At 63.8% G+C, this 13,302-nt stretch carries 12 protein-coding genes and 1 pseudogene; 5 read left to right on the forward strand and 8 right to left on the reverse strand.

Annotation, left to right across the window (positions count from 1 at the left end; translation table 11 throughout):
- Positions 1–182 precede the first annotated feature (182 nt).
- Positions 183–821 (reverse strand): TetR/AcrR family transcriptional regulator, encoded by a 639-nt coding sequence (locus AKN84_RS29910; protein WP_128971271.1) that lies wholly within the window; start codon positions 819–821, stop codon positions 183–185.
- A gap of 331 nt (positions 822–1,152) precedes the next feature.
- Between AKN84_RS29910 and AKN84_RS29915 the strand changes: the two genes are divergently transcribed.
- The 4 genes from AKN84_RS29915 to AKN84_RS29930 all read left to right on the forward strand — a co-directional run bounded on the left by AKN84_RS29915 (position 1,153) and on the right by AKN84_RS29930 (position 6,420).
- Positions 1,153–1,956 (forward strand): SDR family NAD(P)-dependent oxidoreductase, encoded by an 804-nt coding sequence (locus AKN84_RS29915; RefSeq protein WP_050424116.1) that lies wholly within the window; start codon positions 1,153–1,155, stop codon positions 1,954–1,956.
- A gap of 36 nt (positions 1,957–1,992) precedes the next feature.
- Positions 1,993–3,123, forward strand: coding sequence for a DUF5938 domain-containing protein (locus AKN84_RS29920; protein ID WP_050424102.1), 1,131 nt, complete (start codon positions 1,993–1,995; stop codon positions 3,121–3,123).
- Between the two features lie 143 nt (positions 3,124–3,266).
- The gene (locus tag AKN84_RS29925; RefSeq protein ID WP_050424103.1) at positions 3,267–4,790 is read left to right on the forward strand and encodes an AMP-binding protein; all 1,524 of its coding nucleotides are present in this window, start codon (positions 3,267–3,269) and stop codon (positions 4,788–4,790) included.
- A 298-nt stretch (positions 4,791–5,088) separates the two neighbouring features.
- On the forward strand, positions 5,089–6,420 hold the full coding sequence (locus AKN84_RS29930) for an MFS transporter (RefSeq protein ID WP_050424117.1): 1,332 nt from the start codon (positions 5,089–5,091) through the stop codon (positions 6,418–6,420).
- A 92-nt stretch (positions 6,421–6,512) separates the two neighbouring features.
- On the opposite strand, the gene AKN84_RS29935 is transcribed toward AKN84_RS29930, so the two are convergent.
- Positions 6,513–7,070, reverse strand: coding sequence for a cytochrome P460 family protein (locus AKN84_RS29935; protein ID WP_050424104.1), 558 nt, complete (start codon positions 7,068–7,070; stop codon positions 6,513–6,515).
- Between the two features lie 285 nt (positions 7,071–7,355).
- Between AKN84_RS29935 and AKN84_RS29940 the strand changes: the two are divergent.
- Positions 7,356–7,702 (forward strand): annotated as a pseudogene (locus AKN84_RS29940) (DUF6665 family protein).
- 86 nt (positions 7,703–7,788) lie between these two features.
- On the opposite strand, the gene AKN84_RS29945 reads toward AKN84_RS29940, so the two are convergent.
- From AKN84_RS29945 to ugpB, 6 genes are all read right to left on the reverse strand, one after another.
- Entirely contained in the window at positions 7,789–8,058 is a 270-nt protein-coding gene (locus AKN84_RS29945; RefSeq protein WP_050424105.1) for a BQ00720 family protein, read from the reverse strand.
- A gap of 50 nt (positions 8,059–8,108) precedes the next feature.
- Entirely contained in the window at positions 8,109–8,534 is a 426-nt protein-coding gene (locus tag AKN84_RS29950) for an Hsp20 family protein (protein ID WP_021082592.1), read from the reverse strand.
- Between the two features lie 170 nt (positions 8,535–8,704).
- A complete protein-coding gene (locus AKN84_RS29955) occupies positions 8,705–9,787 on the reverse strand; it encodes a sn-glycerol-3-phosphate import ATP-binding protein UgpC (protein WP_050424106.1) in 1,083 nt (360 codons plus the stop codon).
- Positions 9,787–10,635: a sn-glycerol-3-phosphate ABC transporter permease UgpE gene (gene ugpE, locus AKN84_RS29960; protein ID WP_050424107.1), complete on the reverse strand. Its 849-nt coding sequence runs from the start codon at positions 10,633–10,635 to the stop codon at positions 9,787–9,789. The genes AKN84_RS29955 and ugpE overlap by 1 nt, the downstream gene beginning before the upstream one ends.
- Complete coding sequence (ugpA, locus tag AKN84_RS29965; RefSeq protein ID WP_050424108.1) at positions 10,635–11,516, reverse strand: sn-glycerol-3-phosphate ABC transporter permease UgpA; 882 nt, start codon at positions 11,514–11,516, stop codon at positions 10,635–10,637. Before ugpA ends, ugpE begins: the two co-directional genes overlap by 1 nt.
- A gap of 64 nt (positions 11,517–11,580) precedes the next feature.
- Positions 11,581–12,897 carry a sn-glycerol-3-phosphate ABC transporter substrate-binding protein UgpB gene (gene ugpB / locus AKN84_RS29970; protein ID WP_050424109.1) on the reverse strand — a complete coding sequence of 439 codons (1,317 nt, stop codon included), beginning with the start codon at positions 12,895–12,897 and terminating at the stop codon, positions 11,581–11,583.
- Positions 12,898–13,302 lie beyond the last annotated feature (405 nt).

Raw genomic sequence — 13,302 nt, forward strand, 5'->3', positions numbered from 1 at the left:
CGCGTCAGCGAACTCGTTCGCGCAACTGTCATTCGGAAATGGTCTGTTCGTCACGCGATGGCGCACGCGAACACTTTCAGTCCGTAGCCCGGATGGAGCGAAGCGCAATCCGGGAATCTCGCGGCTGGCGCGAATCCCGGATTTCGCTGCGCTTCATCCGGGCTACGAAGTATTCGAACGTCTCAGCAGATCGTCGGCAGCAGACGGCGGACTTCGTCGAGCAGATCGGGCACGGCCTTCTCGTCATTAGCGAGATGCCTGAGCAGCGCGCTCTGGAACAGGCCGTCGAACAGCGCGTAGAGCGCGGCCGGCGACGATGCCGGCTGCTTGTTGCCGAGCTCGGCGTAGCGCGTGGCGATCCGCCAGATCATCGCTTCCAGGCTCTTGTCGATCTCGAGCACGTCCTTGCGAAACGCGGGTTCGAACATTGCCTGTGAGCGCAGATCGTACCAGAGCCGGTGCATGCGCGCTTCGTTCTCGAGAGTCGCCGCGAGCTTGGCGAGGAAGCCTTCGGTCAGTTCGTCGCGGCTTCGCGCCGTCGTCACCACCTCGTCATAGCGCGTCACGCATTTCGCCTTGTAGTGACGGACGCAGCAACAGATCAGATCGAGCTTGTCGCTGAAATAGTAGTGAAACACGCCGTGCGTGAATGCGGAGTTCTGCGCGATCTCGCGCAGGCTGGTGCGCGCAAAGCCGAGCTCGCCGAGCGTCTCCAGCGCGGCCTCCGCAAGCTCGACGCGCCGCGCGTTGAATTTCTCGTCGCGCAGCGCCTCGGTCGCCACAGCTACGCGTTGGGCCGCTCCTGTCGATTGCCGGGCCATCCCGTGCCTTCCCTCTGTCTCTTCGGTTCAGCGACTATACCGCGGCGACCGCGGCGCGCTCCATCCCTTCACATCATCCTCTTTGACACTTGTCAAATTCAGGCTTGACAAGTGTCAAGTTCCTGGACGAGGGTTGGCCAAATAATTTGGACAACCGTCAAGACGGCTGACCAATCGATAAACAGGAGGAGATGCACCGTCAGGGGCGCGCCATGCTGCGCCCCGCCGACGCCGGCCGCGACCACCAATGCGCTCCGAATGCGCAAGCCTGCCGGCCCGCACTGCCGATCTCAGCAGCACCAGAAATCACCAGCAAAGGGAGGACTACGTCATGAGTGGGAAGAGCCTTGAAGGCAGGAAAGCCCTGGTCACCGGCGGCGCCCGGGGGATTGGCGCGGCCATCGCGCAGGCGCTGGCGCGGTCCGGCGCTGCGGTCATGATCGGCGATATTCTGGACGATGCCGGCAAGGCCACCGCCGCCGAGATCGCCAAGGCCGGCGTCAAGACCGGTTTTGCAAAACTCGACGTCACCGACGATGCGCAATGGGAGAGGGCCGCCGCCGCAACGGTCGAAACCCTCGGCGGCTTCGACATCCTGATCAACAATGCCGGCATCGAGATCACCTCGCTGGTCGCCGATATCAAGGCCGAGGATGCGCGCCGGATGTGCGACGTCAACATCGTCGGCACCGTGCTCGGCATGAAGCACGCCTTCCGCGCGATGCGGCCGGGCGGCGCCGCCGGCAAGGGCGGTGCGGTGGTCAACATCGCATCCGTCGCGGCGACGATCGCTTTCCCGAGCATCGCCGTCTATTCCGGCACCAAATCCGCGGTCGATCGCATGACGCGCGTCGGTGCGATGGAGGCCGGCAAGCTCGGCTATGGCGTGCGCGTCAACTGCATCTATCCCGGGCTGATCCCGACCGACATGGGCCTGCAGCTCGCCAATGACATCGTGAAGATCGGCCTCGCGCCCGACGTCAATGCCGCCGTCGGCTCGGTGGTGGAGCAGACGCCGCTCGGCAAGCTCGCGGAGGTCTCCGACATCGCCGACGCCGCAGTGTTCCTGTGCTCGAACGATGCCCGCTTCATCACCGGCATCGGCCTGCCGGTCGATGGCGGCATGGGCATGTAGCAACGAAGCTGACAACAAGCATTTCGGAGGATCGCAATGAGCGAGAAGAAGCCCGTCATCGTCTATGGCGCGTCCGGCTATACCGGCCGGCTGGTCTGCGAATATCTGCGTGAGTACAACATCCCCTTCATCGCCGCCGGCCGCAGCGCCGACAAGCTCAACGCCGCGATGAAGTCGAACGTGGCCGGCATCGAGACCGCCGACTACGAGGTGGTGACGGTGCCGCACACCGCGGCCGCGCTGACCGAACTGTTCAAGGGCGCCTCGGTGGTGCTCAACACCGTGGGCCCGTTCGCCAAGTTCGGCGTCGAGGTGGTGCAGGCCTGCCTAGCAGCCAAGTGCCACTACACCGACACGACCGGCGAGCAGGACTGGCTGATCACGCTCGAGCAGGAGTTCGGCGCGAAGTTCGGCAATGCCGGCCTGCTGCTGGCACCGGGCATCGCGCAGATGTACACCACTGGTGAGATCGCCGCGCAGCTCTGCCTGGAAACCCCCGGCCTCGACACGCTCGATATCGCCGTGTTCTGGGGCGGCAGCCCGACCATCGCCTCGACGCAGACCATCCTGGTCAACGCCGCGATGGCCAAGGCCTACTATCTGGAGCAGAACAAGTATGTCGAGCATCAGCCCGATGCCGGCCTCTACAATCTCGCGATCCCCGGCCAGCACGAGCTGGCGCTGGCGCTGCCCTGGGGCGGCACCTCGCACCCGGTGTGGTTCAAGCGCGATCCGCGCGTCGCCAATGTGAAGGTGCTGGGCGGCGTGTTCAATCGCGCGCTGATGCTGGGTGTGCCGCAGATCGTCGCCGCCGCGCTGGAGGCGACCAAGGACATGAAGCCTGACGAGCGCTACGCCGCGCTGGCGCAGACCGCGGCCGGCGTGATGAACACCATGCCGCCGCGCGAGAACCCGCGCGTCAACAAGTCGTTGGATTCGGTGTACGCCTCCGGCCCGCTGGGGCGCGCGCACTGCGTCATCTACGGCAACAGCAACTACAAGCAGACCGGCATGCTGCAGGCCTTTGCCGCGGCGTACCTGCTGCAGCAGTCGCCCAAGCGCGTCGGCTTCGCCTCCGGCTGCCAGGCGTTCGGCCACCACGAACTGCTCGGGCAATTGCGCAGCTTCGGCCTGGTCGGCAAGCCGGTCCTGACCGTGCACGACTGATCTTGAGCCCCGATCGGATCGGGGCTCAACACTCCGCTCCCTGAAGCGTTTTCGTCAAGCGGACTGGTATCTGCCTTGCTCGAAAACGCACTATCCGCGGGTGATGCAGTCGCGCGTCACCCGCGCCTCTTGCGAGGCCCGCCATGCGCTTCATCGATTATCTCGACAAGGGTGCCTCGCTCGGCGCCGACGCGCCGTGCCTCACCATGGATGGCCATGACCTCAGCTATGGCGAGGTGCAGCGGTTGAGCTACCGGATCGCGCGCGGGCTCGAGCGATCGGGCATCGCGCCCGGCGACAAGGTCGCGATTCTGTCCGGCAACGATCCGCTCGCCTTCGCCTGCGTGTTCGGCATCTCGCGCGCTGCGGCGGTGTGGTGTCCGATCAATCCGCGCAACGAGGCGGCCGAGAACAAGTTCATCCTCGACCAGTTCGATTGCAACCTGCTGCTGTTTCATTCCAGCTTCGCGCCGATGGTCGAGGCCGTCAGGCAGGACCTGCCGAAGCTGCGCGCGCTGGTCTGTCTCGATGCCGAGCTGCCGTTCGCGCCGTCGTTCGAGCGCTGGCTCTCCGGGCTCGCCGACGATCACTATCAGCGCGACACGATCGACGATCTCGCGATGATCCCGGGCACCGGCGGCACCACCGGCAAGCCGAAGGGCGTGATGCTGTCGGGTCGCAACATCGAGGCGATGACCGCGCTGACCCTGATGGGCTACCCGTTCAAGGGCCGTCCGGTCTATCTCGCGCTGGCGCCGCTGACGCATGCCGCCGGCGTGTTGTGTTTCCCGATCATGACGCTCGGCGGCCGCGTCGTGATCATGCATCACCCTGATATCGGCGAGTTCCTGGCGTTGATCGAGCGCTACCGCGTCACCCACACCTTCCTGCCGCCGACCGTGATCTACATGCTGCTCGATCATCCCGGGCTCGACGCGGCCGATCGCAGCTCATTGCAGTGCTTCTGGTATGGCGCGGCGCCGATCTCGGCGACGCGTCTCGCGGAGGCGTTGCAGCGGATCGGACCGATGGCGCAGCTGTTCGGACAGACCGAGGCGCCGATGATGATCTCGATGATGCCGCCGGCCGATCACTACAATCCGGACGGCACGATCGCGATGGAGCGGCTTGCGTCGGCCGGGCGGATCGGCCCGCTGGTGCAGGCCGGCATCATGGACGGCGACGGCAAGCTGCTGCCTGCGGGATCGCGCGGCGAGATCGTGGTGCGCGGCTCGCTGGTCATGGAAGGCTACTACAAGAACCCGGAGGCCACGCGCGAAGCATCAGTGCATGGCTGGCACCACACCGGCGACATCGGCTACATCGACGGCGACGGTTACCTCTATATCGTCGATCGCGCCAAGGACATGATCATCACCGGCGGCTTCAACGTCTACTCGATCGAGGTCGAGAACGCGTTGCGCGCCCACGAGGCGGTGCAGGATTGCGCTGTGATAGGATTGCCCGACGACAAATGGGGCGAGCGCATCGTCGCCGTGGTGCAGCCGCGCGCCGGCCACACCGTCGATGCGATTGCGCTGGCGGCCTTCGTCAAGCAGCAGATCGGCAGCATCAAGACGCCGAAGCAGATCGAGGTCTGGGACGATCTTCCGCGGTCGAAGGTCGGCAAGGTGCTGAAGCCCGACATCCGCGCGCGGCTGGCCTGAACGTTCGAGCAGTTGGCGTAAGCCACAGACCAAGGTCGAATTTACCGGGCGGACCGAAGGGCTAGATTTCGGTTTGCAAGACCGTGTCACAAGGGATGTCGTACTCCCGCGATGGCGATCGGTTGCGCCGCTCGCGATCCAGGGACCGGCTTCCCGGGGCCCTGCATGGGCGCGACCCGCGCATTGGCGACGCCGCCCCAACCAAACTGGCAATCGGGCATCGACAGCATCGTCCACCGCCGTGGACGGTGGCGCAACGCATTCCAGAAGGCCGAATATGTCGGCCAGGGAGATGCACATGACGACATTGGACATTGCAGTCACCCCACTGCCGGAAGCCGAGCATCAGGCGCAATTGCGTCGCGCATTGATCGCCAGCACGGTGGGCACCACCATCGAATGGTACGACTTCCTGCTTTACAGCACGGTGACCGGGCTCGTGTTCGGCAAGCTGTTCTTCCCGAAGTCGGATCCGCTTGTCGGTGTCCTGGAGGCGTTCGCGATCTACACGGTGGGCTTCATCGCGCGACCGATCGGTGCCGCGATCTTCGGCCATTATGGCGATCGCATCGGCCGCAAGGCCACGCTGATCGCGACGTTGCTGCTGACCGGACTTGCCACTGCGGCCGTCGGCCTCGTCCCCACCTATGACCAGATCGGCATCTGGGGTGCGGTGATCCTGACCGTCATCCGTTTCATCCAGGGCGTTGGCGTCGGCGGCGAGTGGGGCGGCTCGGTGCTGCTCTCGATGGAGTGGGCGCGCACCAACCAGCATCGCGGCTTCATCACCTCATGGCCGCAGCTCGGCGGTCCTGCCGGACTGCTGCTGGCGAACATAGCGGTGCTGGTGTTCAGCCGTTTGTCCGGCGATCAATTCCTGGTTTGGGGCTGGCGCATCCCGTTCCTGCTCAGCCTCGTGATGATCGCCATCGGGCTCTACATCCGGCTCGGCATCATGGAGACGCCGACGTTCCGCCGGATCGTGGCCGAGAACCGCGTCGCACGGGTCCCGGTGATCGAGGTGATCAAGCGTCAGCCGCGCTCGATCATCCTCTCGGCGCTGGCGCGAATGGTCGAACAGGCGCCGGCCTATATCTATCTGGCTTTTGTCTTCGCCTACGGCACCCAGGTGATCCATCAGGATCGCGACTTCCTGCTGATCTGCTTGATCTGCGCCGGCACCATCGAGCTCTTCAGCATCCCGCTGGCCGGGCACCTGTCGGATCGCGTCGGGCGCAAGCGCCTGTACACGATCGGCGCGGTCCTGACCGGGCTATTCGGCTTTGCGTATTTCGCCATGCTGAACACCGGCACGCCGTGGTTGATCTTCATCGCCATCGTGCTGTCATTCGTACCGCACGCCTTGACGTATGGACCGCAGGCGGCCCTGATTGCCGAGTGCTTCACGCCGCGGCTGCGCTACAGCGGCTGCTCGATCGGCTATCAGCTCTCCTCGGTGATCTCAGGCGGACCGGCGCCGCTGATCGCCACCGCGCTGCTCGCGGCCACCGGGTCGGGTTATGCGATCGCGCTCTACATCCTGTTCTGCGCGGTCGTCAGCATTGCCGCGACCGCTATGATGCCCGACTACACCAACAAGGACATTTCCGAGGAGCACGACAGGCCTTGATCGAATGTTCCGCGAGCGAAGATTGACCGAGCGGCAGCCGCGGGGAATTGCGCCTGCGCGGCTGGCACAGCTTGAACCCGCGTGGTCCGGCTCTACCTCTTGCCGTACTCGGTGAACACATAGTCGTGGTTCTGCACCACAGTGTGGCAGGCATAACCGCACTTTGCGTCGTTTTCCTGCGGCGGATTATCCGTCGTGTTGGCAGGCCTGAACACATCTGTCGCCGCGTCGTACTCGAACGCGCCGTATCCCCATCCGCCGCTATCCGCGAACCTCTTGCTGTCCTTGACCATGAAATCGACGTCGTGCTGGGCGCCCGGCACTGTTGGTTGACCGGGATACGTCTCTTGCTTCTTCGGGATCCAATGAATCTTCGCCATCTTGACGCCATCCGGGAACGGCTTGCCATTGCCGGGTACGCCCTCCCGGTAGGCGCCGATCATCGCCGGATTCCCCAGGATCACGGCAATGACGCCCTCGTTCTCGCTGATCGCGATCACGGACCAGTCCTCGTATCCCCTGAACTCGGAGAACGCGAGTCCATTCGGCACTTGCAGGCTGTACTTGTCTTGCGCGGAAATTGCGACACCAGTCGCCAGGACGGAAATCGACACCGAAGCAACGAGATTGATCAGCGAGCTCTTCTGCATGGTCGCATCTCCTTCATTCGATTTGATCGTGGATAAATCTTGCCGGGAATCCCCTTATTGCATTGTCTTCCGTGAGGCTCAGCCTGCGGGAATTAATTACAGCATGGAACCGAGCGAAGCGAAATGGACCGCAGCCATGCTCTGCTGCCTAAAGCCGCACAAACCGTTCAAACTGAGAGGGCCCGCACCTGGCGTCATCGAAGACGCGGGCGTCTATTGACAACCCGGCGGTGACGCCAGAAGACGGGCGTGCGCAACATTGCGCGTGCGAACCAGGGATGACAGATGTCCCGCGATTTTCGCCTTGATCGCGTTCCTGTCGACGTCCTCGCCTACGAGCTCGCCGAAGAGCGGGCGATGCGCTCGGCCGGATGGGCCGCGCCCTGGAACAGGCGCTCGCCAAGCTGCGCGAGTTCGATGCCGCGCATCCGCACGCTGACACCCCGGCGCCCGCGCAACAGGCGCGGCGCATCCTGGTGCGGGAAGCCGGCCACGCGCTCTGGATGTTCGTGGTGCAGCGGGAGGCGTGCGGGCTGCGCAACAACCGGATGCTGATGCGCGACTACAACGTTCCCGGCGAGGTGCAGCTCAGCATGGGTCCGATGCTCGCCGCTTCGTCTGCATTGCCATAAAAAATGCGCGGGCCGCCTTCGGTCGAGGCCTGCCCGCGCATTGAATTCGCGGGTGCTGAATTCAGCACCCAATCAGGGAATTTGTGTCAGTGGACGCTGACGGCTTGCAGCTCGTTGCTCCAGGCGTTGGCGATCGCGGCTTCGCGGCTGTCGGTCAGCATCATCGGCGTGCCGTCGGCGGCATGCAGTGCGAACAGTTTGAGGCCGGGCGCGATTTTCGGCGCCTGCGGAAAGAGATCGGGCACGTCCTCGGAACGGACCTGCTTCACATAGGCGATATGACCCTCGCCCAGATGAGCCAGCGCTTCCGGCGTGACGTTGCTGGATTCGATGGTGGTGGTACTCATGTCACTCATGGTCTCGACTCCTCAGTCAGATAAGCGGTCGAGTCCGCTCCTTGTTTCTATTATTCGTGCTCATTGATAGCGATTGTCTTAATGACCCGTTCAGGTTCCGGCCTGGCCAGGTCAATCGACAACAACCCGTTCTTCAGATCCGCGCCCAGCACCTGCATCCCCTCCGCCAGCACGAAGGTGCGCTGGAAGTGGCGCGCGGCAATGCCGCGATGGATGTATTGCCGAGCCTTGTCGTCCTGCTGGCGGCCGCGGATGACGAGCTGATTTTCCTCAATGGTTACATCGAGTTGGTCGCGGGTGAAGCCCGCCACCGCCAGCGTGATACGAAGCCGCTCAGGCTGCCCGTTGGTACGGTCGCACCGCTCGATGTTGTAGGGAGGATAGCCGTCAGCGCCCTTCACGACGCGGTCGAGCGCACGCTCGATCTCGTCGAATCCCAGAAGGAACGGACTGGACAACGATGGAACACGAGACATTACAAAGTCCTCTCGAAGCGACTTTGAGGGGCCCTTGCGGCGCCCCATGCAACCGGTGGGCCGTCTGGCCTCCGGTCAGTGAGGGATATGGGGGCGATCTGGATAGCGTTCAAGCAGCCCCGAAACCAGCCTAAACGCCCGCAACATGAGGGCAAATTCTTCTCGATCGGTTACCCGGCGACCCGCTTCCGGCCATCAGCGGTAAAAAGATGCAGTTTGTCGCGTGGGGCGACCGCCCGGATCCGCTCGCCGATCGCGGGGCCGGTGGCGCCGGGAACCCGGACGATGACCTCGCCCGGCGGCAGCTCGCCCGGATTGGCGGCAACCCCCTGCTCCTCGCGCTGGCGGCTGCCATAGACGAAGGTCTCGGCGCCGACATGCTCGATCGCCTCGACGGTGAGACCGAGCGCGACGCCGCCCGAGACGGTCTCGCTGGAGATCACGAAATCCTCCGGCCGGATCCCGACGATCCCGGCGCCGTCCGCGCCCGCGATCTGGGACGTCAGCTCATCCGAGCGCAGCGGCATCAGGTTCATCGGCGGCGCGCCGATGAAGGACGCGACGAAGGTGGTCGCCGGCTTCTGGTAGATATCCAGCGGATTGCCGATCTGCTCGACCTGGCCGCCATTCATGACGACGAGGATGTCGGCCAGCGTCATCGCCTCGAGCTGGTCGTGGGTGACGTAGATCGACGTGGTGTTGAGCCGGCGCTGCAGCTTGCGGATCTCGACCCGCATCGCGATGCGCAGCTTGGCGTCGAGGTTCGACAGCGGCTCGTCGAACAGGAACACCTTCGGCTGGCGCACGATGGCGCGGCCCATCGCGACGCGCTGGCGCTGGCCGCCGGAGAGCTGGCGCGGCTTGCGCTCCAGCATCGGCGACAGCTCGAGCACGCGCGCGGCTTCCTCGACGCGGGTCTTGATCTCGGCCTCGGCCATGCCGCGGTTGCGCAGGCCGTAGGCCATGTTGTTGTAGACGCTCATATGCGGATAGAGCGCGTAGTTCTGGAACACCATCGCGATATCGCGATCGGCGGGCTCGACCTGATTGACGACGCGGCCGCCGATGTCGATCTCACCGCCGGTGATGGTCTCGAGCCCCGCGACCATGCGCAGCAGCGTGGACTTGCCGCAGCCGGAGGGGCCGACCAGCACGCAGAACTGGCCGTCACCGACGTCGACATCGACGCCCTTGATGGCCTCGAAGCCGCCGGGATAGGTCTTGCGGACGCTGCGCAGCGTGACGTTAGCCATTACTTTTCCGTCTCCACCAATCCGCGCACGAACAGTTTCTGCATCACGACGACGACGAACACCGGCGGCAGCATCGCAAGCAGCGCGGTCGCCATCACCACAGGCCATTCGGTCAGTGCGTCGGTCGTGGTGATCATCTTGCGGATGCCGACCTGGATGGTCTGCATGTCGTCGCGCGTGGTGATCAACAGCGGCCAGAGATACTGATTCCAGCCGAGGATGAAGAGGATCACGAACAGCGCGGCCATGTTGGTGCGCGACAGCGGCAACAGCGTATCCCAGAAGAAGCGGAACGGGCCCGCGCCGTCGATGCGCGAGGCTTCCAGCAATTCATCCGGCACCGTCATGAAGAACTGCCGGAACAGCAGCGTCGCGGTGGCGGAGGCGATCAGCGGCAGCGACAGGCCGGCATAGCTGTCGAGCAGATGCAGGTCGGCGACGATCTTGTAGGTCGGATAGATGCGCACCTCGACCGGCAGCATCAGGGTGATGAAGATGATCCAGAAGATCGCCATCCGGAACGGAAACCGGAAATACACGATCGCATAGGCGGAGATGATCGAGATCGCGATCTTGCCGACCGCGATCAGGAGCGCCATGACCAGCGAGTTCAGCATCATGTTGAGCACGGGCTCGCGGGTCGAGCCGCTCGTGCCGACAAACAGCGTCTGGTAGTAGGTCTCGAGGAAATGGCCGCCGGGCAACAGCGACATCTGGCCGTTGGCGATGACGGCGTTGTCCTGGGTCGAGGCGACGATCGCGAGATAAACCGGGAAGGCGACGATCGCGATCCCGATCCACAGGATGACGTGAGCCAGATAGCGCTGGAAGCCCTCTTCCTCGACCATCAGTAGGTCACCTTGCGCTCGACGAAGCGGAACTGGATGCCGGTGAGCACGACCACGATGACCATCAGGATGACCGACTGCGCCGCCGAGGAGCCGAGATTGCCGCCGAGCAGGCCATCCGTATAGACCTTGTAGACCAGCGTTTCGGTCGCCTTGCCGGGGCCGCCGCGGGTCATGGTGTCGATGATGCCGAAAGTGTCGAAGAAGGCGTAGACGATGTTGATGACCAGGAGGAAGAAGATGGTCGGCGACAGCAGCGGGAAGATCACGGTCCAGAATCGCCGCATCGGGCGCGCGCCGTCGATCGCGGCGGCTTCGATCACGCTCTTCGGGATGCTCTGCAGCCCTGCGAGGAAGAACAGGAAATTGTAGGAGATCTGCTTCCACGCCGCGGCGAGGATGATCAGCGCTGCAGCCTGGTCGCCGTCGAGCAGCGGATTCCAGTCAACGCCCATCGCGCGCAGATAGCGCGACAGCACGCCGAGCGAGGGGTGCAGCATGAACACCCAGAGCACGCCGACCACAGGCGGAGCCACCGCGTAGGGCCAGATGAGAAGCGTGCGGTAGAGCGTCGAGCCGCGCAGCGGCTTGTCCGCCATCACAGCGAGCAGCAAGGCGAAGGACAGCGAGGACACCGCGATCGCGAACGAGAACGCGAAGGTCCTGACGATGGCGGCGAAATAGGCCGGGTCCTTGAACAGCTCGAGATAGTTCTCGAACCAGACGAAGCTGGTGGAAAGGCCGAAGGCGTCCTGCAGCAGGAAGGACTGGATCACCGCCTGCGCGGCCGGCCAATAGAAAAAGATCAGGACGATCGCGAGTTGCGGGGCAACCAGCGCGTAAGGCAATAGCTTTGATTGGAAAATCGCTTGCTTTTGCATGGTCTCTAAGAAAGTGGCAGGCCGCTTGTCGCGGCCTGCCGGTTGATGGGCTCAAACCATCATGTCAGTGGACGGCGGTCTTTTCAAACTGCCGCAGCATCTGGTTGCCGCGCTCGACGGCGGAGTCCAGCGCCTGCTTGGCGGTCTTCTTGCCGGCCAGCGCCTGCTCGATCTCCTCCGACCACATGTCGCGCAGCTGCACCATGTTGCCGAGGCGCAGACCGCGCGAATTCTCGGTCGGCTCCTTGTTGGTGAGCTCGAGCAGCGGGGTCTCGAGATAGGGCTGGTCCTTGTAGAAGCCCTCTTCCTTGGCCTTGGCGTAGGCGGCCTTGGTGATCGGCAGATAGCCCGAGGCCTTGTGGATCCAGACCTGGCGGTCGGTGTCCGAGAGGAAGGTCAGGAACTTGGCCACGCCCTTGTATTCCTCGGCCGACTTGCCGCCCATCACCCACAGCGAGGCGCCGCCGATGATCGAGTTCTGCGGCGCGCCCTTGACGTCGGGATAATACGGCATCGGGGCTGCGGTGAAGTTGAACTTGGCCTGCGCCTTGACGTTGCCGAAGAACGCCGACGAGGTCAGGTAGATCGGGCACTCGCCCGAGGTGAAGCGGCCTTCGCCGGTGTTGGTGCGGCCGGCATAGTCGTAGGTCTTGTCCTTCTGCAGCTCGACCAGGTTCTCGAGATGCTTGACCTGCAGCGGGCCGTTGAATTCGAGCACGGTGTCGAAGCCGTCGAGGCCGTTGGCCTTGCTGGCGAGCGGCACGTTGTGCCAGGCCGACAGCTGCTCGAGATTGACCCAGGTGACCCACGAGCCGGAGAAGCCGCAGGTATTGTAGCCGGCCGCCTTCAGCTTCTTGGCGTCCTCGAACACCTGCGGCCAGGTCTTCGGGATCTCGGCGATGTTGGCCTTCTTCAGCGCGTCGAGATTGACCCACATCACCGTCGACGACGAGTTGAAGGGGAACGACAGCATCTCGCCCTTCGAGGTCGAGTAGTAGCCGGTGATCGCGGGCAGATAGACGCTCGGATCGAACTTCTCGCCGGCATCGGCCATCAGCTTGTAGACCGGTTTGACGGCGCCGGTGGCGGCCATCATCGTCGCGGTGCCGACCTCGAACACCTGCATGATGTGCGGCGCGTTGCCGGCGCGGAAAGCCGCGATGCCGGCATTCATGGTGTCGGCGTAGCCGCCCTTGTAGGTCGGGATCACCTTGTAGTCGGACTGCGAGGCGTTGAAGTCGTTGGCCAGCTTGACGATGACGTCATTGTTGGCGCCGGTCATCGCGTGCCACCACTGAATCTCGGTCACCGCAAATGCAGGCGACGCGAATGCGAGCGTAGCAGCGGCTACAGCAGCAGCGCCGAGTCGTCGGAAAATCATCAAAAGCCCCTCCCGGTTGGAACGTCATCTTTCGTTGCGCGCGTTATCAGCGCCGGATGACGTTCAAATGACCGTATAAACGAAAGCCATGGTAGGGGGGAAGCCGAAGCAAAGGGAAGCGGTAAAAAAGGCGGAGATCGCACCGCGCCCCTGCGGGTGCAACGCCGGACGCGACGTTGCACCGCAGGGGCGGCATACTGCGGAGGCATGATGAGATTAGGTTGAGCTGTAACGGCGTCGAAAGTTCACCTCTCCCTTGGGAGAGGTCGATTTGCGGAGCAAATCGGGTGAGGGATTACGGTCGATCGAGAGGGCAAGAGCCCTCACCCGGATTGCTTCGCAATCCGACCTCTCCCCGACGGGGAGAGGTGAACCGGGACCGCGCCAAGCCGAATTCAATCAGAA

Source organism: Bradyrhizobium tropiciagri, from assembly GCF_001189845.1.
GTDB lineage: Bacteria > Pseudomonadota > Alphaproteobacteria > Rhizobiales > Xanthobacteraceae > Bradyrhizobium > Bradyrhizobium tropiciagri.

Excerpts from the sequence above, each read along its gene's own strand:
- AKN84_RS29910 (WP_128971271.1), bottom strand. The coding sequence starts at position 821 with ATGGCCCGGCAATCGACAGGAGCGGCCCAACGCGTAGCTGTGGCGACC.
- AKN84_RS29915 (WP_050424116.1), top strand. The coding sequence starts at position 1,153 with ATGAGTGGGAAGAGCCTTGAAGGCAGGAAAGCCCTGGTCACCGGCGGC.
- AKN84_RS29920 (WP_050424102.1), top strand. The coding sequence starts at position 1,993 with ATGAGCGAGAAGAAGCCCGTCATCGTCTATGGCGCGTCCGGCTATACC.
- AKN84_RS29925 (WP_050424103.1), top strand. The coding sequence starts at position 3,267 with ATGCGCTTCATCGATTATCTCGACAAGGGTGCCTCGCTCGGCGCCGAC.
- AKN84_RS29930 (WP_050424117.1), top strand. The coding sequence starts at position 5,089 with ATGACGACATTGGACATTGCAGTCACCCCACTGCCGGAAGCCGAGCAT.
- AKN84_RS29935 (WP_050424104.1), bottom strand. The coding sequence starts at position 7,070 with ATGCAGAAGAGCTCGCTGATCAATCTCGTTGCTTCGGTGTCGATTTCC.
- AKN84_RS29945 (WP_050424105.1), bottom strand. The coding sequence starts at position 8,058 with ATGAGTGACATGAGTACCACCACCATCGAATCCAGCAACGTCACGCCG.
- AKN84_RS29950 (WP_021082592.1), bottom strand. The coding sequence starts at position 8,534 with ATGTCTCGTGTTCCATCGTTGTCCAGTCCGTTCCTTCTGGGATTCGAC.
- AKN84_RS29955 (WP_050424106.1), bottom strand. The coding sequence starts at position 9,787 with ATGGCTAACGTCACGCTGCGCAGCGTCCGCAAGACCTATCCCGGCGGC.
- ugpE (WP_050424107.1), bottom strand. The coding sequence starts at position 10,635 with ATGGTCGAGGAAGAGGGCTTCCAGCGCTATCTGGCTCACGTCATCCTG.
- ugpA (WP_050424108.1), bottom strand. The coding sequence starts at position 11,516 with ATGCAAAAGCAAGCGATTTTCCAATCAAAGCTATTGCCTTACGCGCTG.
- ugpB (WP_050424109.1), bottom strand. The coding sequence starts at position 12,897 with ATGATTTTCCGACGACTCGGCGCTGCTGCTGTAGCCGCTGCTACGCTC.